This is a genomic window from Streptococcus sanguinis, assembly GCF_900475275.1.
Classification (GTDB): Bacteria; Bacillota; Bacilli; order Lactobacillales; family Streptococcaceae; genus Streptococcus; species Streptococcus sanguinis_N.
In genome coordinates this window covers 1,311,936-1,335,045 of the sequence record NZ_LS483364.1, presented here as the reverse complement: position 1 = coordinate 1,335,045, position 23,110 = coordinate 1,311,936, and the positions used below count along the sequence as shown (strand labels likewise).

Annotated in this window: 11 protein-coding genes; all 11 read left to right on the top strand. The window is 44.7% G+C overall.

The features are described from left to right. The first annotated feature begins 164 nt into the window (after nt 1–164). The 11 genes from DQM55_RS06775 to DQM55_RS06725 all read left to right on the top strand — a co-directional run bounded on the left by DQM55_RS06775 (nt 165) and on the right by DQM55_RS06725 (nt 23,095). Nucleotides 165–755, top strand: coding sequence for a CDP-archaeol synthase (locus DQM55_RS06775; protein WP_111675919.1), 591 nt, complete (start codon nt 165–167; stop codon nt 753–755). Nucleotides 756–769: 14 nt separating this feature from the next. Then, nucleotides 770–3,265, top strand: a complete 2,496-nt coding sequence (locus DQM55_RS06770; protein WP_111675918.1) for a PEP/pyruvate-binding domain-containing protein — start codon at nt 770–772, stop codon at nt 3,263–3,265. Next, nucleotides 3,252–3,884, top strand: a complete 633-nt coding sequence (locus DQM55_RS06765) for a CDP-alcohol phosphatidyltransferase family protein (protein ID WP_111675917.1) — start codon at nt 3,252–3,254, stop codon at nt 3,882–3,884. Before DQM55_RS06770 ends, DQM55_RS06765 begins: the two co-directional genes overlap by 14 nt. Further along, on the top strand, nt 3,877–4,749 hold the full coding sequence (locus DQM55_RS06760; RefSeq protein WP_111675916.1) for a phosphatidylserine decarboxylase: 873 nt from the start codon (nt 3,877–3,879) through the stop codon (nt 4,747–4,749). The genes DQM55_RS06765 and DQM55_RS06760 overlap by 8 nt, the downstream gene beginning before the upstream one ends. Next, the gene (locus tag DQM55_RS06755) at nt 4,734–5,633 is read left to right on the top strand and encodes a UbiA family prenyltransferase (protein ID WP_002906717.1); all 900 of its coding nucleotides are present in this window, start codon (nt 4,734–4,736) and stop codon (nt 5,631–5,633) included. Before DQM55_RS06760 ends, DQM55_RS06755 begins: the two co-directional genes overlap by 16 nt. After that, a complete protein-coding gene (locus DQM55_RS06750) occupies nt 5,633–8,116 on the top strand; it encodes a phosphoenolpyruvate synthase (RefSeq protein WP_111675915.1) in 2,484 nt (827 codons plus the stop codon). The genes DQM55_RS06755 and DQM55_RS06750 overlap by 1 nt, the downstream gene beginning before the upstream one ends. Next, entirely contained in the window at nt 8,103–9,176 is a 1,074-nt protein-coding gene (locus DQM55_RS06745) for a hypothetical protein (RefSeq protein ID WP_111675914.1), read from the top strand. Before DQM55_RS06750 ends, DQM55_RS06745 begins: the two co-directional genes overlap by 14 nt. Before the next feature lie 204 nt (nt 9,177–9,380). Further along, nucleotides 9,381–18,398 (top strand): SIALI-17 repeat-containing surface protein, encoded by a 9,018-nt coding sequence (locus DQM55_RS06740; RefSeq protein ID WP_111675913.1) that lies wholly within the window; start codon nt 9,381–9,383, stop codon nt 18,396–18,398. A gap of 389 nt (nt 18,399–18,787) precedes the next feature. Next, nucleotides 18,788–21,205 (top strand): SHIRT domain-containing protein, encoded by a 2,418-nt coding sequence (locus DQM55_RS06735; RefSeq protein ID WP_111675912.1) that lies wholly within the window; start codon nt 18,788–18,790, stop codon nt 21,203–21,205. 256 nt (nt 21,206–21,461) lie between these two features. Beyond that, complete coding sequence (locus tag DQM55_RS06730; protein ID WP_111675911.1) at nt 21,462–21,950, top strand: ABC transporter permease; 489 nt, start codon at nt 21,462–21,464, stop codon at nt 21,948–21,950. A gap of 98 nt (nt 21,951–22,048) precedes the next feature. Next, entirely contained in the window at nt 22,049–23,095 is a 1,047-nt protein-coding gene (locus tag DQM55_RS06725) for a M42 family metallopeptidase (protein WP_111675910.1), read from the top strand. Nucleotides 23,096–23,110: the final 15 nt, after the last annotated feature.

Here is a 23,110-nt window from a genome sequence, read left to right as displayed (position 1 = left end):
ACATTTTAGAATAGTGAATTTTTTGCACCACTATCAGATGAGACAGATGTTGACAGTTTGTTTTGTAAGGGCTTTAAAGACTTATGATATAATGAAGTCATAAAAGTTTGAGAAGTCTCTTAATCTTTTCAAACTGATTTTCATAAAAAGAATAGGAAATAAGTATGCGTTCGATTCTTGCCTTATATATCACCCTGATGCCGGTCATTCTGGCTGGAGTACTGAATATGATCTTTTGCAAGTCTTCACTGCTAGAGGCGGCTTATCGACCAATGGATGGTGGGTTGATTTTAAAGGATGGGAAGAGGATGTTTGGGGCTAACAAGACCTGGAAAGGCTTTCTAGGCATGATTATCTGGGGAGCTTTGGCGCAGATTCTTTGGGGATTGCTCTTAAAGAGTATTCCTACCCTTGAGAATCTGCACTTGGTCTATGCTTTTTACGAAAATACCGTGTTGTTTAATCTGGTGCTTGGAGCACTTTTGGGGCTGGCTTATGTTTTGTTTGAGCTGCCCAATAGCTTTATCAAGCGCCGTTTGGAAATCAGAGAGGGCAAGACGGCGGAGAATGGCTGGAAATGGACCTTTATCTGGATAGACCAGATTGATTCCTTGATTGGCTGTATTATTTTCTTGCTTTTCTATATCCCTCTGTCTTGGCAGCAGATGCTGGACATTTTAATCCTAGGGGCAGGCACGCATCTAGGAGTCAATCGCCTGCTCTACTGGGCTAAGCTTAGAAAAAATCGTATGTGAGATGGGAGTTTTTGATGAAAGAACTATGGCTGGAAAAAGAGCCTTCAGTCGTCTATGGCGGTAAAATCAATCAGTTAATCAACCTCTGTCAACTGGGGCATTCGGTTCCTAAGGGTTTGATTTTGCCTGCGGATCAAGTAATGGCTTGGCTAAGAGCGGCTCTGCCAGAATATTCAAAACAGGGACTTAAAGAATTCATCGAACTGGGCAAGGAGGAAATTGCGGAGCGTTTGCAGCACTATCCCTTGGATCCAGCTTGGCAGCGGGAGTTAGCAGCCTTTTGTCAGCAAAATCAAGCTTATATCGTTCGCAGCAGTGCCCTCTTAGAAGACGGACAGGCCATGTCATTTGCTGGCCAATATGACTCGATCGGCAACTGCCGGACACTGTCAGAAATTGAGCAGGGCATTCGTTCCTGTCTGCTTTCCCTTTTTAATCCTGAAGCCTTGGCCTACTGGCAGCGTCAGGGTCTGGCAGAACAGGATTTTGCCATGGCGGTGCTGATTCAGGAGCAGATAAAGCCTGACTTTAGCGGTGTCTGCTTTTCCCTAGACGTGGCAACAAATCAGGACCAGACCATGCTATTGGAGTATGTAAAAGGCTCAGCTGAGAGCTTGGTTAGCGGTCAAGTTAATCCTGAGCAACTGACTCTTTCTTGGTACAAGCCGGACTGGAGCCAGCTTGAAATAGTTGAAATGCCTATGGCAGTCTTGCAGAAGCTGCACTCGCAGGTTTTGGAGATTGTAGCGTATTTTGGTCGGCCGATGGATATTGAGTGGTGTGCCGTACAAGAGCAAGTCTATTTGCTGCAGGCTCGGCCCATCACAACAGTTCCAACTAAAATAGACAGTGGCCGCTGGACGACGGCTAATTTTCGGGATGGAGGCGTGGCGGCCCAGCCCTGTCCAAACCTGATGTGGAGCCTTTATCGTTATTCTTGGCAAGAGGCACTCTCTAGCTTTTTGCTGGCAATTGGCCTAGAGCCAGATGGTGTGATGCCTCCGCTGATGCGTCTCCATTATGCACGGCCTTTCTGGAACTTAGGCGTGGTCAAGCAAGGCATGGAGCAAATTCCAGGCTATATTGAACGTGACTTTGATGATGAGCTGGGAGTTAATAAAGACTACCAAGGTCAAGGTTTTACCAGCAAATTAAGTCCAGCCTTGCTCTTGAATTTCCTGCGGGTAGCTTTAAAAACACAAAAGGTAACTAAGACTTTTCTGCATCAGGCGCCAGAGAAGCTGCAAGAGCTGCGCCAGCAATTTAACCATCTTAATCAAAAAATACAAGAACTAGACGATCAAAGTCCACTGCAGCAGGTCGAGAGTCTTTGGCAATTAGTGCTAAATCAGGCTTATTTAGACAGTGAGGGAACTTATTTCTGGCAGGCCTACATCAATACGGTCCAGCTGTCTATGAAAAAGACCAGTCTCCTCAAATGGCTGACGGTCGATGAATTTTTCCAACTGATAGCTAAGTTAGGAAATGTTTCGCATACCAAGCCTTTGGCTCGGATGCTGGAAGCTGCGGATCTTATTTTGGAAGACGAGAAACTGACAGACGATTGGTTGAAGCTATCAGTGGAAGAGTTGCAGGGACTGACTGCACAATATCCTGAGCGAGCTGATTTTATCAAGATTCAGGATTTCCAAAAGGACTTTGGCTATCACTCGGCACGGGAGCTGGACTTACGAGTAGCGAGTTACGAAGAAGATGCTCATCAGGTCCTGACAGCGATTCAACAGTTGGTTGCTGATTCAGCTTACTACCAGGCGGCCAAAGCTTCGCTCAGTCCTGTCTCAGAGTCTGAACTTGATCTTGCTCATCTATCTCGAGCCAAGCAGAAAAAGATAGAAAAAATTAGTGAAGACCTGCGGAACTTGCTCTGGTGGCGGGAGGAGTTCAAGGATATTTCCACGCGCTATTACCACCTCATTCGTCAGATTAGCCTCAAACTCGGTCGAGCTTATGAAAAGCGAGGTTTTCTGAAAGATTTTCAAGATATTTTTTACATTAAGAAAGAAAGTCTGACTGCCTTTATGGAAGGGCAAAAGACTGCCGACAAGCTTCAAGAAGAAGCGGCTGATAATCAGCATTATTGCCAGGCCTATCGGAATTTTGAACCAGTGGGTGATTTGACCGACAAAGAGATGAGCTTGGAAGAGGTAGCCCATGACAGTCGGGCTCTGCTGACGGGAATGCCAGCCAGCAGTGGTCAGGTGACCGGTCGGGTTCGCGTCCTCTTGGATTTGGCTGATATTGAGACGATTGAGCCAGGAGAAATTCTTGTCACTCGCTATACAGATACGGGCTGGAGCTATGTTTTTGGTATTCTAGGCGGTCTAGTGACAGAGTACGGTGGAGTTCTCTGTCATGCCTCCATTGTCGCTCGGGAATGCGGAATTCCAGCTCTGGTCTGCGCTAAGAATGCAACTCAGCTGCTAGAAACTGGCATGATGGTAACTTTAGATGGAAGAAGAGGAGAAATACGAATTCATGAAGAAGAATGAACCTTTGTTTATCGGTGAATACGATAAATCTGTTATCCTGACCTATATGGGCGCTGCTTTTGCACTGTTGGCAGTCTATGCCGTCATTCAGTCCCAGCTGCGGCTAGCCATGATGGCCTTTATCGTTAGCGGTATCTGCGACCTCTTTGACGGTGTGGTGGCGCGACGGATGAAGCGGACTGAAAGTCAGAAGCGCTTCGGCATTGAAATTGATTCGCTCTGCGACATGATTAGCTTTGCGGCTCTCCCGGCTATGCTCCTCATGACTCAGCTGCCCTTGGGAGCGGCCAATATCATCTTGGCTGTCCTCTATGCCTTAGCTGCGGTTACGCGCTTGGCACATTTTAACCGCTTGGCCAAGCATGATGAAGGATCTGGATCTTATTTTATCGGCTTGCCCGTGACTTACAGTGCCCTATTTTTCCCTCTGACCTATCTGGTCAGTCAATGGCTGGCGCCTGGTCTCTTTGCTTGGGTGTGGCTGGGCTTGTCTCTTTTGCTGACCTTTCTATTTGTCTACAACTGCCGGATTCCCAAGCCAAATAAGCTGGCCTATCTAGTCTTTGCGATTTTAGCTGTTGCAAGTCTGATTGGTCTGGGGGTTCTCCCGCATGGTTAAGGTCTATCAGAGAAGGACTGGCCAAGTACTGGAACCAACAGAATACAAGGCGGGTCTGTTAGATAAGCTTTATGGTACTGCTTGGGGCCGCATCTTGTTGCCTTTCTTGACCCGACCTAGCCTGTCTTATCTTCTAACTTTGAAAGACTACACTCCTTTTTCTCGCAAGAAAATAGCAGCTTTTGTGGAAAATTATCAGCTGAATCTGGCTGACTATGAGGATGGACCCTATCCTAGCTTTGCGGCTTTTTTTCAGCGGAAAATCAAGCCCGCCCTGCGTCCAGTCTGTCCTGACAGTCAAGTACTGGCTGTGGCGGATGCCAAGCTGGAGGCTTTTACCATCAGTCAGGACTTACAGTTGACGATTAAGGGTCAGATTTATAGTCTAGCTGACTTACTGCTGGATGAAGAATTGGCTCAACTGTTTAGTGGCGGAACAGCTCTTGTCTATCGTTTGGGAGTGGAAGACCTGCACCGCTATCTAGCAGCTGAATCCGACAGAATTACCCAAAGTCGAAAAATCAAGGGACGCCTCCATACGGTCAGGCAGGTAGCCCAGAAGCGGCGCTTGATTTATAAGGAAAATAAAAGAGAATACTGTCTTTTAGATACCGACCTAGGACCTGTTCTGCAGATGGAAGTAGGGGCTCTCTTGGTCGGAAGAATATACAATCACAGTCAGGATCATTTGGTTAGGGGACAGGAGAAGGGCTGCTTTGGTCTGGGCGGCTCAACTATTCTTGTCCTCTATCCGGCAGACACGATTCGCTTGGATCAGGATATCCTGACTTACTCAGACCTCGGAATAGAAACCCAGATTCAAATGGGTGAAAAGATTGGAGAAAAGCTATGTTTAAACGATTAGCTGTTTATTATAAGGAAATGTTTCCTTTGCTGCCGCGCTTTTTTGTGGCTGCCATCATGTTTTTTGAGATTTATTTTGTCCTCTTGCTCAATGACGGAGTGACCACCTTTCACTTTGACCATCAGGAGTTGATTGGGATTTTTACGATTTTTGTCTTTCTGATGATTCTGCGGATTGCAGATGATTTCAAGGACTATGAGACCGACAGACGGCTCTTTCCTCATCGGGCTCTGCCATCTGGCCGGGTGAAAAAGAAGGACCTGGCTATTGCCCTCAGCTTTATCGTAGCTGTGTCTGTACTTCTCAATGTTCTCTTTATGAATAATATCGGCTGGTTCCTCTTTCTCTATATCTACGGAACTCTCATGTCCTTCTGGTTCTTCAAGCGTGATAAGATTCAAAATTCTCTGCCACTGGCTCTAGTGACCCATAATCCAGTCATGATGATTTTGAATCTCTATACTATCTCTTTTGTCTGCTACAAGTATAACCTGCCTCTCTTGTCCCTGCCGACCGTTTTGCTGGCCTTTACCATGTATTTCCCAAGTCTGATCTGGGAAGTCTGCCGCAAGATTCGGGCTCCCAAAGACGAGACAGAGTATGTGACCTATTCTAAGCTTTTTGGCTACAAAAAAGCCACTCGCTTTATCGAGGTGGTGACTCTGCTGGATATCTTGACCAATTTCGCTCTTCTCTGGAATATTTCCCATGTCGGAGTGGTGGTCTTGGTGCTGAATGTCATCTGGATGACTGTCCAGTTTGAGCAGTTTATCAAGGATCCGACTCGCTTTAATATCCGGGAGCGGGTAGAGCGTTATACTTATATCACGGAGACGACCATGGTTCTGTCCGTTGCTGTTTATCTCTTGATGGGGGTACTTTGATGAAAAGAATCAAGCAGACAGGGCTTGACCGGGTTGGAGGCAAGGCCTATCATTTGCTGAAAATGCAGGCTGCTGGTTTGCCGGTTCCTGACTTTGCTGTGTTTGCTTTTGACTTTTTTCAAGAATCTGCCAGCTCTGCTGACTTGGAGCGGATGGAAGAAGCTTATCGGTCTGGAGAGTTGGACTTGTCCCAACTCAGTCAACAACTGCAGGACTGGGCTAAAGAGCAGTTTGCGCGGGAAGATCTGACAGCAGCAGAAAGCTGGATCCGGCAGGAGTTTTTTCAGAAAGACTGTCGCTTTGCAGTCCGCTCATCTGCTACCATTGAGGATGGCAAGGCTTCCTCATTTGCCGGTCAGTTTGAGAGCCAGCTCAACGTGAAGCCAGAGGGGCTTAAAGAAGCTATTCAAGCGACCTTACTCTCTCTTTATCAGGAGTCAGCTCTTAGTTATCTGTTTGAGCAAGGCCTATCTTTGAAGCAAGCTCAGATGATTTGTCTTGTGCAGGTCATGCAGGAGGGAGACTTGTCTGGGATTTACTTCACAGCTAATCCCAAGGGCATTCTGAACGAGCATATCATTGTTATCGGTCGGGGCTTGGGCAACAAGGTTGTTGAGGATAAGATTCCTACGACAATGGTGACCCTCCATCCCAAGGACCAGCTCTTTTATACAGAGCAGACGGAGGACTCACCAGACGTATCACAGGAACAACTCAAGGAGCTACAATCTTTAGCTGGTCAGGTGAGTCAGCTTTTCGGACCTTATATGGATATGGAGTTTACCTTCGCCAATGGCCAACTCTATCTCTTGCAAGCACGACCTATTACCACCTTGCCAGAGGGACAGCAGATTATTCTGGATAATAGCAATATTGTTGAAAGTTATCCGGGAGTTTCTAGCCCTCTGACTATTAGTTTTATCCAAGAGGCTTATGCTAGCATTTTCCGCAGTCTGGCCCAGCGCTTGGTTGGCAAGGGTGCCCCTGAGTTGGCTGCCTATGAAGCTACTTTTCAAAATATGCTGCAGCCGGTCAATAGTCGTGTTTATTACCAGATTCAGAGCTGGTATCAGCTCTTGCAGCTTCTGCCTTTTTCTAAGAAAATCATTCCTATCTGGCAGGATATGCTGGGAGTGAGAGAGACGGAGGTGCCTCAGATGCCAGTGCACCTGTCCGCTTTCAAACGCCTGCAAATCATGCTCCGAATCATCCGAGAGTTTTGGACGGCTCCCAAGCAAATGCGACAATTGGAAGAGCAGTTTGCCCAGATTCAGCGCGAATACGAAGCGAGCTTTTCTCCTGATGCAGATGCGGAGACCTTGATTACCTTGGTCAGCAAGCTAAAAGAGGATATTCTGGCTCACTGGGACATTACGCTAGTCAATGACCTCTATGCTTTTGTCTATACTGGACTGCTAAAGAAGTCGCGTCGCGGCGGGGCTGTTCAGGCTGAGATTGCAGGAATTGAGCAGATTGAAAGTATGAGGCCGGCTTTGGCTCTGCAGGCTTTAACAGCTCAGCTGAAAGCAGAAGAAAATGCAGATATTAGACAGGCTATGGAAACTGAAAGCTCAGCAGTCTTTCTAAGTCGCCAGCATCCTTTGGTTCAAGAAATAGTCCATTTTATCCATGAATTTGGCGATCGGGCTCCGGAAGAGTTGAAGTTAGAAACATCAACCTTCCGAACGCATCCAGAGCGTCTGCTCAAGCTCCTGCTGCAAATGTGCCAGCAAGAGGAGAAGAAGTTGGCTCCTCAGAAACTTGAAGAAGAGGAGCAAAAATCAGGTTGGTGGGCGAATTTTCTTCGCAAGCGAGCCATGGCTGGTGTTAAATATCGGGAAAGCTCACGCTTAAACCGCACACGGATCTACGGTATGATGCGGCAGATTTTCCGAACATTGGGGCAGCAATTAGCCGAGCAAGGGCTGCTGGCTATGCCTGACGATGTTTTTTACCTGACAAAGGAAGAATTGTTTGAGTTGACCAGAAAGCCCAGAGATGTTAGTGGCTTGATAGCCGAGCGTCGGGAGAAGTTGGAGGCTGACAAGGAACTGCCAACCTTTAGTCGCTATGTTTTTACTGGACAAGTCTTTGAGAAATATATGAAACCGCAAAACCGCACCAGCAGTTATAATACGAGCAATCAAGCCTTACAAGGGATTGGCTGCTCACCTGGCTGCGTTAAGGCTCAGGTTTTGGTCGTGGAAGATGTGCAGGAGATTGAGTCTGCTCAGGACCGGATTATCGTGACCAAGATGACCGATCCGGGCTGGGTTTATCTTCTGACCCAAGCCAAGGGTGTCATTGCCGAGCAGGGGTCTTTGCTCTCGCACACGGCCATTATTTCCCGCGAGCTAGGTATTCCTTCCATTGTCAATGTTAGAGGCGCCTGCAGCCAGCTGCAAAATGGTGACTGGATTGAGATGGATGGCCTTACTGGCAAGATTCGACTAATCAAGGAGGAAGACCATGCTGGAAATTAAACCAGTCAAACCCAATACTGTAGAGCTGGCCGATTTTCTAGCCCTGCCCAAACAGATTTACCAGCCAGTCCACCTCATGCAGTCGGAAGAGGAAGAACTGGCTTTGATTGAAGGCAGTCACCCGCTGAGTTCTGACTTAGAAACCTATGCTTTTATTGGCTATGTGGACAGTCGGCCTTGTATTCGAGGGCTCCTGACCTTCTATCCAGGTGATGAGGCTGCTTACTTGGGATTTTTCGAGTCGATCAATGATCAACGGATTGCATCTGCTTTTATCGAGCATTTAGCAGGTTTTGCTCGCAGTCTCGGAGCGATTAAGATAATCGGCCCCGTACAGGCAAGTTTTTGGCTGGGCTATCGAATGCAGCTGACTGGAACAGAGGAGCTTCCTTTTACTGGAGAACCTCATAATCCAGACTATTATCCCCGGATGTGGCAGGCTGCTGGTTTTGAGCTCAAGGAGCGCTATTTATCCAATTTTTATCCCAAGGTCAGCAATCAAACTCATCAGGACAAGCTGGCTCATCGCTTTGAGTCTTTTGAAAAAGCAGGTTTCACCATTTGCTCTCCTAAGAAGCAGGATTGGGAAGAAGCTTCGCTGCAGGTTTTTGAGCTTCTCAATCGCCTCTATCAAGATTTTCCGATTTATCGGTCTATTTCCAGTCAGCAGTTCAGTCAGATTTTTCAGAAATACCAGTATATTCTTGATTTTTCTATGGTTAAGCTGGCCTATAAGGAGGGCATGCTGGCTGGTTTTCTGATTGCCATGCCGGACTACGGTTCTCTGGTTTATCAAAAACTGACTCCTCTTAACCTAGCCAAGCTTTTTTGGGCTAAGCGCTTTCCCAAACGTTATACGATTATGTATCTAGGAGTAGATGAAGAATTCTTGGGGTTGGGCTCTGCCTTGGCCTATCCGATTTTTAAAGAAGCGCAGAAGCGACAAGCCTCAGCTATTGGAGCCTTGATTCATCAAAAAACAGTCACGCGCCACTATGCAGCGGAATTGCAAGGAGACAAGCATGAGTATGGTCTCTTTGAGTTGAATTTGAACTCCTGACTAACAAAGTAAATCACATTTTAAAAAGCAAATTTTCTAACCGAAGATTTGTTTTTTTAGTTAAAAATGAACACTATTTTCAGGTTGTTCAAAAACATGATGATTTCAGCTTTCAAAGATATATTTTTAAGCAAAAGCATTGAATTTTTGTAGGAAATTCTGTAAAATTTTAAGAGATTATTATATGGAGAAAAGGGAATTATTATGGAAAAAAGAATCACTGGCGATACGCTCCAGCGTTATTCTTTTAGAAAGTTATCAGTAGGATTGGTTTCCGCCACTATCGGAAGCTTCTTTTTGAGTACCGCAATAGGGGGAAATATAAGTACGGTTGAGGCTGCAGAAGTCTCAGCCGGCAAAACCGTTCCAGTTCAGTATCACTACGTAGTAGAGTCTGAACTGACTGAAGCTGAGAAGAATGCAGTTGTTAAGGAGCTTCCAAAGTTTGTGGAAGAAAACTCTGATGCTTATTATCTGGTTTACCGTCCTAAGACCCAGGGGCTTTCGGCAAAAAGTTTGCCAAAGACAGGCTACTCAAGTCTGTGGGAAGCAACTTTTGCAGCTGCTGGGCTGACTTTAGCAGTCTTAGTAATTGCACGAGGTAGAAATGGTAAGCGATACCTGTCTTCTATTTTACTGGTGACGGGTCTAGGCTCTATTCTCCTAGCTCCTTCTGTATTTGCAGTGACTAATATTGAATTAGCCGCCTACAATCAAAGGCTAAATTTGACAGTAGGAGATAAGCTGCCGGAGCCTTTAGAGATTGCTGGTTTTGAGTATGTCGGCTATCTTAAAAGCGGTGAACAAGGCAAGGAAAACACAGCAGGAAGTCATCAGCTTCCTACGGCACAGAAGGACTTGTCAGCTGTTGAAGTCGATCAGCAGGCGGGCAAATCTGCTAGTCTTTCTGGGAATCCGAGTGCTGCCAACAAGCCAGCATCTACTGAAACAGAGAAACTAACCGAGCAAGAAAAAGAGATTATTGCTGCCAAAGAGCGCGAATTTGCTCGGCTTTCTCCAGTCACTGAAGTACCAGAACTGGAATTCAAGAGCCAAGAAAGCAGCCAAACCCAAGTCCTGCCTTATCAAACAGAATACCAATATTCAAATGAGCTCGCAGAGGGGCAATCTCAGGTCATTCGCGCAGGTGTCGCTGGTACACGTACTGTTGTCACTCGCAATTATATTGCAGGTAAAGAAATTGTAAAAAGCGAAGTGGTTTCAGACCAGGTAACTGCAGAGCCAGTTTCGGAAATTGTGTTGGTTGGAACTGCTGCAGTAAAATCTGTTCCAAAAGAAGCGCCAGTTCAAGAAGTCCCAGAATTGACTATTTATGGAACTACACCAGATACCGCACCCGTGCAAGAAGTTCCCGAATTGACGGCCTATGGAACTACACCGGATACCGCACCAGTACAAGAAGTGCCTGAGCTAACAACTTATGGTACCTCACCAGATGAAGCACCCGTGCAAGAAGTTCCCGAATTGACGACTTATGGCACAACGCTAGATACAGCACCGGTTCAAGAAGTCCCAGAGCTAACAACTTATGGCACTGCGCCAGATACCGCACCTGTGAATGAAGTTCCCGAATTGACAACTTATGGCACTTCGCCAGATACCGCACCTGTGAATGAAGTTCCCGAATTGACAACTTATGGCACTTCGCCAGATACCGCACCTGTGAATGAAGTTCCCGAATTGACAACGTATGGCACTGCACCAGATACAGCGCCAGTACAAGAAGTTCCGGAACTAACAACTTATGGTACCGCACCAGATGAAGCACCCATGCATCAAGCTCCAGAATTAGAGCTGACTGCGACGGATGAAACAAGAAGAGAAAAGATCGATTTTTCCGTCGAAGAACAGTATACTGATGAGATTCCAGAAGGCAGTCGCCAAATTGTCACACCAGGTGTCCAGGGTGAGCGGGCTATTACCACTCGTATCTATACCTCGAATGGCCAAGAGGTTGACCGCCAAGTTTTATCGGATGAAGAAATTCTTGCAGCAGTCACTCAGATTATTAAAGTTGGAACAAGTAAGTCAAGCCTGATTCCGGCTGACGCACCAAAGGTTGAAGAACTACCAGAATACCCGCTAACATACACCGACGAAACGCGCGTAGAGAAAATCAACTATACTATTCGTGAAGAAGAGACTGATGAGCTGGTTCGTGATGCCCGTCAAATTGCGACTCCAGGAGTTGAGGGTGAGCGTACGATTAAGACCCGTGTCTATAGTTCCAATGGTCAAGAAATTGATCGCCAAGAGCTATCTAATGAGGAAACCCTAGCTCCAGTGACGCAAGTAGTCAAAGTTGGTACAGCTAAACCATATTTGGTTCCAACCGATTCACCAAAAACAGACGCCTTGCCAGAATACCCGCTGACTTATACGGATGAGACTCGTATTGAGAAAATAGCCTTCAACATCGAGGAGCAATATACCGATGAATTGCCTCAGGACGCCCGTCAAATTGCCACTCCAGGTGTTGAGGGTGAACGGACTATCAAGACCCGTGTCTACAGTTCCAATGGTCAAGAAGTTGAACGTCAAGAGCTGTCCAATGAGGAAACCTTGGCTCCCGTAACGCAAGTCGTCAAAGTCGGTACAGCTAAACCGCACATGGTACCAAGTGATGTGCCAAAAACAGAAGTTCTTCCAGAATATCCGCTGACATACACCGACGAAACTAGAGTTGAAAAAATCACCTTCACAATTCGTGAAGAAGAAACGGACGAATTGGTTCGTGATGCCCGTCAAATTGCGACTCCGGGCGTTCAAGGTGAGCGAACCATCAAGACTCGCATCTATAGTTCCAACGGTCAAGAAATTGATCGCCAAGAGCTTTCCAATGAAGAAACTCTAGCTCCAGTAACGCAAGTTGTTAAGGTCGGAACAAGTAAGTCAAGTCTGATTCCAGGTGAAGCACCAAAGGTTGAAGAACTACCAGAATATCCACTGACTTTCACAGACGAAACTAGAGTTGAAAAAATCAACTTCACTATTCGTGAAGAAGAAAGGGACGAATTGGTTCGTGGTGCCCGTCAAATCGCAACCCCGGGTGTTCAGGGTGAGCGTACGATTAAGACTCGCGTCTATAGTTCCAACGGACAAGAAATCGACCGGCAAGAGCTTTCGAACGAGGAAACTCTTGCTCCAGTAACGCAAGTTGTAAAAGTTGGTACTGCTAAGCCGAACATGGTACCAGGTGATGCACCAAAAGCCGATGCTTTGCCAGAGTATCCACTGACTTACACGGACGAAACCCGAGTAGAGAAAGTTGCTTTCAACATCGAGGAACAATATACCGATGAGTTGCCACAGGATGCCCGTCAAATCGCAACTCCGGGAGTGCAAGGTGAGCGTACGATTAAGACTCGTGTCTACAGTTCTAACGGTCAAGAAATCGACCGCCAAGAGCTTTCTAACGAGGAAACATTGGCTCCAGTAACGCAAGTCGTCAAAGTTGGCACGGCTAAGCCTCACATGGTACCGAGTGATGCACCAAAAGCAGATTCTTTGCCAGAGTATCCACTGACTTTCACAGACGAAACTAGAGTTGAAAAAATCAACTTCACAATTCGTGAAGAAGAGACGGACGAGCTAGTTCGCGATGCCCGTCAAATTGCCACTCCAGGTGTGCAAGGTGAACGAACCATCAAGACCCGCGTCTACAGCTCTAACGGTCAAGAAATCGATCGTCAAGAGCTGTCCAACGAGGAGACTCTAGCTCCAGTAACGCAAGTTGTCAAGGTAGGAACTGCTAAGCCAAATATGGTACCGAGTGATGCACTAAAAGCAGATTCTTTGCCAGAGTATCCACTGACTTTCACAGACGAAACTAGAGTTGAAAAAATCAACTTCACAATTCGTGAAGAAGAGACGGACGAGCTGGTTCGAGGTGCTCGCCAAATCACAACACCGGGTGTCCAAGGTGAGCGGATGATTAAGACTCGTGTCTACAGTTCCAATGGTCAAGAAGTTGACCGCCAGGAGCTGTCTAATGAAGAAACTTTAGCTCCAGTAACGCAAGTTGTCAAAGTCGGAACTGCTAAGCCAACCATGGTACCAAACGAAGCACCAAAAGCAGAGGCTTTGCCAGTATATCCGTTGACTTACACAGACGAAACACGCGTAGAAAAAATCATCTTTACTATTCGTGAAGAAGAGACGGACGAGCTGGTTCGTGATGCCCGTCAAATCGCGACTCCAGGAGTGCAAGGCGAGCGGACCATCAAGACTCGTGTATACAGTTCCAACGGACAAGAAATCGACCGCCAAGAGCTATCTAATGAGGAAACTCTGGCTCCAGTAACGCAAGTTGTAAAAGTTGGTACTGCTAAGCCGAACATGGTACCAGGTGATGCACCAAAAGCAGATGCTTTGCCAGAGTATCCACTGACTTACACGGATGAAACGCGTGTTGAGAAGATTAACTTCTCTATTCGTGAAGAAGAGACAGACGAGCTTGTTCGAGATGCCCGTCAAATCGCCATTCCAGGAGTTCAGGGTGAGCGTACGATTAAGACTCGCGTCTATAGTTCCAACGGACAAGAAATCGACCGCCAGGAGCTTTCCAATGAAGAAACTCTAGCTCCGGTAACGCAAGTGGTCAAAGTCGGAACAGCTAAGCCGCATATGGTACCGAACGATGCGCCAAAAGCAGATGCTTTAGAAGAGTTCGATTTAATTCAACTGCATAATTTATTAGCGGAAGCAGATCAGATTAAAGCTCAGGCACGTTATTTCAATGATAGTCAGAGTCATCAATCTAGCTATGATACTGCTTTGACAGCGGGTCAAGCGCTTCTGAGTCAATCACATGCTAGCCAAGCAGAAGTTAACCAACTGGTGGGACAAATCAATCAAGCCAAGGCTCAATTAAGCGGTCTTGAAGTTGTCAAAACTGCTCTTCAAACAGAGTACGATTTAAATCCAACTGTTAAAACAACTGCTAAATATAAAAATGCGGATTCAAATAAGCAGACAGCTTATACTGACGAATTGGCCAAGGCAGAAGGGGTTCTGAACAATCAAACTGCTACACAAGTGCAGGTCAATCAAGCATTTGCTAGCCTGACAGCAGCTAAAGAAGCTCTAAATGGAGTGCCTAAAGTTAAGCCGACAGTTTCTATTCTAAGTTTGACAGAAAATGCAGATGACAAGTCGGTTACAGTCCAATATAGATTAGAAGACCTGACCCAGTCCTTCCGTTCAGCAACTGCAGAATTGTACCAGGGTGATCAGCTTGTTCGTACTCTTCCGATTACCAATTTCGCAGGAAGTCTGAAGATTGGCGACTTAGACTACTACACAGGCTATACCCTGAAAACCAAGCTTACTTATGAACTGGATAATGGCAGCTTCACAGATCTTGAAACGGACAGCCGCAATTTCGAATTGGAATACAAGAAGATTGCCTTCCGAGATATTGATTCGGCTGAGTTTTACAGAAAAGAAAACGACCAGTTTAAGCGCGTCGTATCTATGAGCTCTATGCCTACAGATCTGTCTACCTACTTTGTCAAAGTCAAATCAAGTGAATCTAAGGAAATGCTCCTGCCGGTTCACAGCATAGCGGAAAGCCATAAGGATGGCAGGGATGTTTATAAGGTGACAGTCTCTCTGCCTGAGCTGGTCCAAGAAGGTGAGACAGGCTATAAGTCTGGCTATGACTTCTATATCAGTAAGGCAGTCCCTAGCCAGCAAAATGTCTACACCAGCTTTGCTGGTTTGATAGACGCTATGAAGAAAAATATGGCTGGCAACTATGTCCTGGGAGCTGATTTGGATGCTAGCGAAGTTAGTCTGGCACCTGCGGACTATGTCTATCTCAAAGGGAACTTCACAGGCAGTCTGACAGGTAACCATAATGGCAAGCAGTATGCGATTTATAATCTAGCCAAGCCTTTATTTGAAAACCTCAAGAGTGGTTCTTCTATTTCTAATCTGGATCTGAAAGAGGTCAATATTGTCGGTACTTACGACTCAGCTGCCCTAGCTCGCAATGCAGAAAATGCTCGAATCACAGATGTTTCAGTCCAAGGTAGAGTAGAAGTAAAAGAAAATGCTTCACAGGTAGCAGGTTTGGTAGTTATTGCTAACAATACCCAAATCACCAATAGCTCCTTTACTGGAACTATCGTGTCAAATGATAAACAGGGCAAAGAATACAATGTCGGTGGTTTGGTTGCCAATCTTAAGGGAGGAAACTCCTTGATTAGCCAAAGCAGGGCAGATGTGACCATTCTAGCAGGCGCTAGAGCCAACAACCAACGCTTCGGCGGTCTGGTTGGCCGTTTAGAAAACAATGCCCGCATCAGCCGTTCTTATGTAGCTGGAAAGATTCAAAACTCTACTAAGAACGGTCAGATTGGTGGCGTAGTAGGTTCCAATTACTTCAATGGCTTGATCGATAATGTCATCAGCAATGTCAGCGGTACAAATGTTTACAGTATTTCTGGCGATCAGGGTTATGAGAACAACCGCATCACAGAAGCTTATGCAGTTGAAGGAAATACTACACTGGAAAATGACAAGTTTGTCACTTCGACACTGACTCTGAACGAGGCAGAAGAAAAGCTGGCTGACCTAGACATTACGACCACGCTAGAAGACACGAATCTCAATATTTATTCTGTCAACTACGCTCAGGAAAAGAATGCTCGAGAAGACCGCCTGATAGCTTATGCTAACATGGAAAAACTCCTTCCGTTCTACAATAAGGAGACCATCGTTGCTTATGGAAATAAACTTCCAGATAATCACAAGCTTAATACCGAGTACTTGCTGGATGTTGTTCCGATGAAGGGCGATCAGATTATCACTGATATCAATAGCAATAAGACAGGAATTAACCGTCTGATGCTGCACTTTGAGGATAATACGGTTGACTACCTGGATCTGACCTATAAGGGAGATTTCAAATATAAGGCAATTGCAGAGTACAGTGTAAACGGCTTAGACCTCCTTTATACTCCAGAAGCGTTCCTATCAGACTATAGCAGAATTCTCAATCAAGTGCTGCCGGAGTTGAACCAGGTTGTCCTGGACTCACCGGCTATGCGAACTGTTTTAGGCGTGAATGCTGACACTTCTCTGGATGATCTCTATCTGGATACGGCTTTTGACCAAGTCAAGACCAAGCTGTCAGAAGAGTTACGCAAGGTACTGGCTATGGACAAGTCTATCAATACGGAAGGCAATGTTGTAGCAGACTATATAGCTCAGCAAATTAAAGACAATAAAGAAGCCTTCTTACTTGGTCTAACCTATCTCAACCGTTGGTATAATATCAACTATGACAATATCAATGTCAAGGAATTGTCAGCCTATAAATTTGACTTCTTTGGAAATCATAATGCTTCAACCTTAGATACCATCATTTCACTTGGTAAGTCAGGCATGAACAATCTTAAAGCTAAGAACAACTATATGGCTTATGATGCCTCGCTTTCTGAAGCGACTGGTAAACGAGGGCTCTTCAATTATCTAGAAAGTTATCGTCAGCTCTTCCTGCCGGACAAGTCCAATAATGAATGGCTCAAGACCAATACAAAAGCCTACATCGTTGAGGCTAAGTCGGATATAGCAGAAGCGAGACAGCTTCAGGATGCAGCCGAGGACAAGAGTAAGTATTCTGTCGGCGTTTACGACAAGATTACTGCTGATAACTGGGAACACAAGGGCATGCTCTTGCCACTCTTGACCATGACTGAGAAAGGTGTCTATGCTATCTCCAATATGTCTACCATCTCCATGGGGGCTTATGACCGTTATCGCCTTGATGCCAATGGCAGGGTTCGGACAGATGCAGAGCTAGCTGAATTTGTCGAAGACAGAGTGAGAAAAACTGCTGAATACCAGCGCGATCACTATGACTTCTGGTATAAGATTCTAAGCGATGAAAGCAAGGACAAGCTCTTCCGTTCTGTTCTGGTTTACGATGGATTCTCATTGGTTGACAAGAATGGTCAAAAATATTGGGCTCCAGCTAATGACAAAAAATCACTGGCTATGCAGGAATTCTTTGGACCAGCCGGCAAGTGGTATCCTAGCAAGGGCTATAATGCCTATGCTACAGGAAGTGTAACCCACTTTGATGCAGCTAAATTGTTAGAAGACTATGGTAACTCTGTCTACACGCATGAAATGACCCATAATTCTGACGGTGGTATCTACTTTGAGGGCAATGGCCGCCGCGAAGGTCTGGGAGCTGAGCTTTATGCTCGCGGACTCCTGCAGTCCACTCCAAGTGCAGATGAGGCAACCATTACACTCAATACCCTTTTCAAGGTGGACAAGGATTCTAAGACGCGTCTACACACATATAACTTCAAGGAACGCGTTCAAAATGCAGAAGACCTGCAACACTATGTCCATGGTATGTTTGACATGATCTACACCCTAGATTACCTAGAAGGTACCTCTATGCTGAAGCAGAGCGATGATGCTAAGCTTCAGTGGTTCAGGAAGATGGAGAATTACTATATTACAGATAAGTATGGTAAGGAGACCCATGCAGGTAACCAGACGCGAAGCTTTACTGCTGAGGAAATCAAGCAGCTGAAGACTTTTAACTCCCTGATTGAAAATGATGTTATCACTCGTCGGGAGAATAAGGATAGTGGGAAATACGGCCGAAATGGCTACCTCAGTCTCAGCCTCTTCTCACCAATCTACTCAGCCTTGAGCAATCCAAATGGAGCGCCGGGTGATGTCATGTTCCGCCGCACAGCCTATGAGTTGCTGGCAGCCAAGGGTTACCATGAAGGATTTATCCCTTATGTTTCTGGTAAGTACTCTAAGGAAGCCTTTGATGAAGGTAAGAAAACATGGGATGGATGGTCCGGAAGAGATGTTGGTCTGATAACAGACCAGAAAGTCTTGGAAAATGTATTCAAGGGTGAATATGACTCTTGGGTAGCCTTCAAGAAGGCCATGTACCAAGAGCGGATTAATCAGCTGACCAAGCTTAAACCAATCACCATTGAGTACGAGCTTAGAAATCCAAGTAGTACCAAGAAAGTAACTATTCGCTCTTATGAAGAGATGCAGAAGCTGATGGACGAAGCAGTAGCAGAGGATGTACGCAACATTGCCAATGCTACCAGCCGTGTAGATTCTAGCTGGGTCAATCTGCTTAAGAAGAAGATTTACAATGCTTATATTCGTGAGACAGATGACTTCAGACAGTCAATCTTTAATAAGTAAGCGACAAAATGTTTTTCAGAAATACCTTTAAAAATATCTAGACTGTAAAAAGTCTAGGTATTTTTTCTGCCATTTATTTCTAATATATCAATAATAATCCATCCAAGCCTGAATAAAGCAATTTTTTGTAACTTTTTTGTAACGAAAGTAGACAAAGAATAGAAAAATGATAATAAAAATTATAGTTTACAGGGCGTAAATTATAATTTTTATGTTATAATTGATATGTATATGTCATATTTGCTTATCATATACGAGTACTATCATTTTTAGTTTGGTAATAAATCTTGATTTAGAACCGACTGAAAATGAGGGGGTAGACAGGTGATGGTGTGCATGCCAGCATTTGTCTAAAATAAAATATAAAAAGAAGGAGGACCGCATTCAAGGTGAAACAAACTTATCATAAAGTGTCTCATGCTTTGATGACTTTGCTGCTTTTGGTATCAACCTTTCTTCCCTTGTTAAGCTCAAGTCCTAGGGTTTCTGCTGCAGAGTTAGGTGAAAGTGATTATCAGCTAACTACAGATGTCACTATTAATACTAATCCTTTAAAGGATACAGGCTACGGTGAAGGTAAATTTTACATTGCTCCGACCTATACATTTGAGGATAGCAAAGTATTAAATAATGGTGATACCATGGTTTATCGTGTTCCATCACAGTTCAAAATTGAGCGAACTTTGGAGGAAAACATTAGTGCACCGGATGGCACTGTTGTTGCCAAGTTGGTGACAGATCCTGTTTCCAATACAGCAAATATTACTGTCACAAATGCTGAGTATTTTGCGAAAATGCCAGATACCAAGCGTATTCAATCTTCTTTCACAGTGGTTTGGGCTGATAATATGCCTTATGACCAAGAGCAAGAAGTTAATTTCCCAGGTGCTAGAACCTATAGGCTGAAGCGTATCAAGGTTGATGAAGAACCACAGGGGTATTCCAAGTGGGGTGTTCAGGATTCTAAGGATCCTAATTATGTCAACTGGCGTATCCGTGTCAATCGTGATGTCCAAAATCTTGGTCAAGTTGTCATTGAGGACGCTATTCCAGAAGGTCAAGAGCTGGATGAAGATACAGGGATTACAGGTTACTACTTTACTGAGTGGGAAGGTGCTTCTGGCACACGTAAATCCTTTAACCCAAGCGATGTCGTTTCAATTACAGACTCCAATCATTTCACAGTTAATGCTGGGGATTTGAGTGGAAGAGGTATTTATGTTATCTACCGAACTCGTTTGACTGAGCCAGTAGATAAGGTAACCAAAAAAGCCTTTAACGATGTAACCGTTACATCTAATGGGCAAAAGATGCCTGATTTGTTAGCACGTCCATTCGCGCCTTTGACAACACTTGATGGTGTCGGGGAAGGTACCCGTTCTGATGAAGTTATCTTCAAAGTCAAAAAGGAATTGACTGGCCGCAATTTGGCAGATGGTGAATTTACTTTTGATTTGATCAATAAGGATGACAACGACAAAGTTGTTCAAACGGTAACCAATAAAGCTGGTGCCGTAACCTTTAAGAAACTTCGTTTCAAAAAAGAAGGAACCTTTAACTACGTCATTCGTGAACGCGCAAGTAATCTGCCAGGTGTGACAAACGATGCCAATTCAGACATCAATGTTACTGTTACTGTAACAGACAACAACGGCGTTAAGACAGCAGCGGTTACCTATGACCGTGATGCTTTCACCAATACATACAAGTTAGAGCCAGCGACTGCAACAATTACTGCTAAAAAAGTTCTGGATGGTAAAGCACTTGAAGCTGGTAAGTACACTTTCAAGCTGACTGAGGTTGGCGGAAATAACGTGGAACTTCAAGCAACAAATGACGCCAATGGTAATATCAAGTTTCCTGAAATCAACTATGATAAAGAAGGGACTTATACCTACAAGCTGACAGAAGTAGCTGGAAATGAAGCGGGAGTGACTTATGACAGTGCAGAACATACTGTGACTGTCACAGTGACTGAAAACAATGCCAAGTTGGAAGCTGCTGTTACAGACAACAATCCAACATTCACCAACAGTTATAAAGACTATGGTGTCAGCTATGAGTTTCTCAGCTCTAACCCAGCCTATCCAAACCTGCCAAAAGAAGTAACTGATTTGCTTCCAGCAGATACTAATCGCTACACTAGTGGTACTAATGTAGACGCTAAGCAGCCTACTAAAACAAGTGTTACAGTTACTGAAGGCACATGGACTTTCGAAGGCTATGCAGAAACGAATGCACAGACTGTTGCGGATAAGGACCTTAAATTTACCGGTAAATGGAATTTCACTCCAGCACCGAAATATAAGGTAACGTATGAATTTGTAAGCGAAGATCCGAATCGCGCCTTACCAGCAGAGGTAACAGAATTGTTGCCGACCGATGCCAATGAATACACAGATGGTACTGCAGTTCAAGCGGTTCAGCCAGCTAAGGATTCTATTGAAGTAACTGGAGGTACTTGGAAATTCCTTAAATATGACGCGGATAGTAAAACTATTGCAGGCTCAGATGTCAAATTTACAGGCACATGGACATTTGAAGCTAGACGTCCACAAGGACCAACACCACCACCATCTTCTTCAGATTCTACACCACCGTCATCATCTGGTGACAAACCAGTCGGTTCGACTGATGGAACCCCAGGTAATTCATCAGATAAAGATGGAAAAGATGTTCGTGGATCAGCAACTGGCAAAAAAGTTTTGCCGAAAACTGGCAGTGAAACATCTATCTTTGCGATAGCAGCAGGATTTGCACTGATTCTTTTATCAGCTCTTGTCTATCGTTTCAAAAAAGCTAATTAAAATTAGCCAAACGAATCATCTCAGCTAGCTGAGATGATTTTTTTGTCTTTGTCACCATCTATTCTCGATAATGTACTGATGTTTAAACTTATAAACTCTAAAGTAAACAGACATTTGAATGGCTGTTTTTACATTGGCTGAAATTTGCTAAGCTTGATTTTATAGTCAATAAATACCTTAAAATAAAAGTAAATATTGTTTTATAAAGAAGATTTGTTATAATAAAATAAGAAGAAGTTTCTTTATTTAAAGGGAGATGTGGATGAAAAATAAGAAGTTTAGGGTGATTCCTTTTTTGCCCTTAGTTTTGTATCTACTGGTTTTTCAGTACGGTTATTCGGGAATTGAGCCAGAGCCGGGGGTTGCTTATGGTTATCTTTACCTTTTTCTATTTTTAGTTCCTGTTGTCATTGCTTATTTTGTAGTTGCTGTTATGAATTTTGCAACACTGATGGGGGAAGTTACTTATTTACTCAAAGGACAGCTGTTAGGACATCTCTATCGTCTTTACTTTTCTATCTTTTTCTTTTCGATTTTGTTTTGCGGTCTTAATTATTATCAGTTGATAGCTCCATACGGCCCACAGATGAAAATTAGTGCTGGAGAAGCTTATAATCCCCTAGCAGCTTATGCCATTCCTATCTTGCTTTTTCTCTTAGGATTGTTAGGCAATCTCTTCTTCTGGGAGTTGGGAAAGAATGAAGTCCAAGAGGAGAAAGAGCAGCAGTATAGCGATAGTAATTGAGGAGTTTTTATTGCATTTAATCCTTAAAAGCCTGCTGAAAATCTATTTGCTCAGGCTTTCTTTGTGCTATAATAAAGAAAAACGATGAGGAGACATTCATGAATCAAACTGTTCAATATTTACAAGAATTAACGGCTATCCCTTCGCCAACAGGCTTTACGGCTGAGGTGGCAGACTATCTGGTGAAAACGCTGGGGGAAATGGGCTATGAGCCTGTCCGGACCAATAAAGGCGGCGTTCATGTTGTGGTTAAGGGCGAAAATGATGCCCAGCATCGGGTAGTGACTGCCCATGTGGATACACTGGGGGCTATTGTTCGGGCGGTTAAGCCAGATGGTCGTCTCAAGCTGGATCGGATTGGCGGTTTCCCTTGGAACATGATTGAAGGAGAAAACTGCCTAGTCCACGTGGCTAGCAGTGGTAAGACTATCAGTGGGACTATCTTAGTTCACCAGACTTCCTGCCATGTCTATAAGGATGCTGGGACGGTTGAACGTACTCAGGACAATATGGAAGTCCGTTTGGATGAAAAGGTGACGAGTGAGAAAGAAACTCGCGATTTAGGAATCGAAGTCGGTGATTTCATTTCCTTTGACCCTCGTACCACAGTTACTGAGTCAGGCTTTATCAAGTCTCGCTTTCTGGATGATAAGGTCAGCGCAGCTATTTTGCTCAATCTTTTGCGCGTTTATAAAGAGGAAAATATTCAGCTTCCGGTGACGACTCATTTTGCTTTCAGTGTCTTTGAAGAGGTTGGTCACGGGGCTAATTCCAGCCTGCCAGAACAAGCTGTAGAGTATCTGGCGGTTGATATGGGCGCTATGGGTGACGACCAGCAGACAGATGAGTATACGGTTTCCATTTGTGTTAAGGATGCTTCGGGGCCTTATCACTACGGCTTCCGCCAGCATTTGGTAAATTTGGCTAAGGAGCAGGACATTCCTTACAAACTGGACATCTATCCATTTTACGGATCAGACGCCTCTGCAGCTATGAGCGCAGGAGCAGAAGTCAAGCATGCCCTGTTAGGCGCTGGTATCGAATCCAGCCACTCTTATGAGCGTACCCATATTGATTCAGTTGTCGCGACAGAGCGTATGGTGGATGCTTATCTAAGAAGTGGCTTGGTTGAACAAAAAGGATAATTTTGTCTAAAATTA

Coding starts and splice junctions, on each gene's coding strand:
- DQM55_RS06775 (WP_111675919.1), top strand. CDS start 165: ATGCGTTCGATTCTTGCCTTATATATCACCCTGATGCCGGTCATTCTG.
- DQM55_RS06770 (WP_111675918.1), top strand. CDS start 770: ATGAAAGAACTATGGCTGGAAAAAGAGCCTTCAGTCGTCTATGGCGGT.
- DQM55_RS06765 (WP_111675917.1), top strand. CDS start 3,252: ATGAAGAAGAATGAACCTTTGTTTATCGGTGAATACGATAAATCTGTT.
- DQM55_RS06760 (WP_111675916.1), top strand. CDS start 3,877: ATGGTTAAGGTCTATCAGAGAAGGACTGGCCAAGTACTGGAACCAACA.
- DQM55_RS06755 (WP_002906717.1), top strand. CDS start 4,734: ATGTTTAAACGATTAGCTGTTTATTATAAGGAAATGTTTCCTTTGCTG.
- DQM55_RS06750 (WP_111675915.1), top strand. CDS start 5,633: ATGAAAAGAATCAAGCAGACAGGGCTTGACCGGGTTGGAGGCAAGGCC.
- DQM55_RS06745 (WP_111675914.1), top strand. CDS start 8,103: ATGCTGGAAATTAAACCAGTCAAACCCAATACTGTAGAGCTGGCCGAT.
- DQM55_RS06740 (WP_111675913.1), top strand. CDS start 9,381: ATGGAAAAAAGAATCACTGGCGATACGCTCCAGCGTTATTCTTTTAGA.
- DQM55_RS06730 (WP_111675911.1), top strand. CDS start 21,462: ATGTGGATGAAAAATAAGAAGTTTAGGGTGATTCCTTTTTTGCCCTTA.
- DQM55_RS06725 (WP_111675910.1), top strand. CDS start 22,049: ATGAATCAAACTGTTCAATATTTACAAGAATTAACGGCTATCCCTTCG.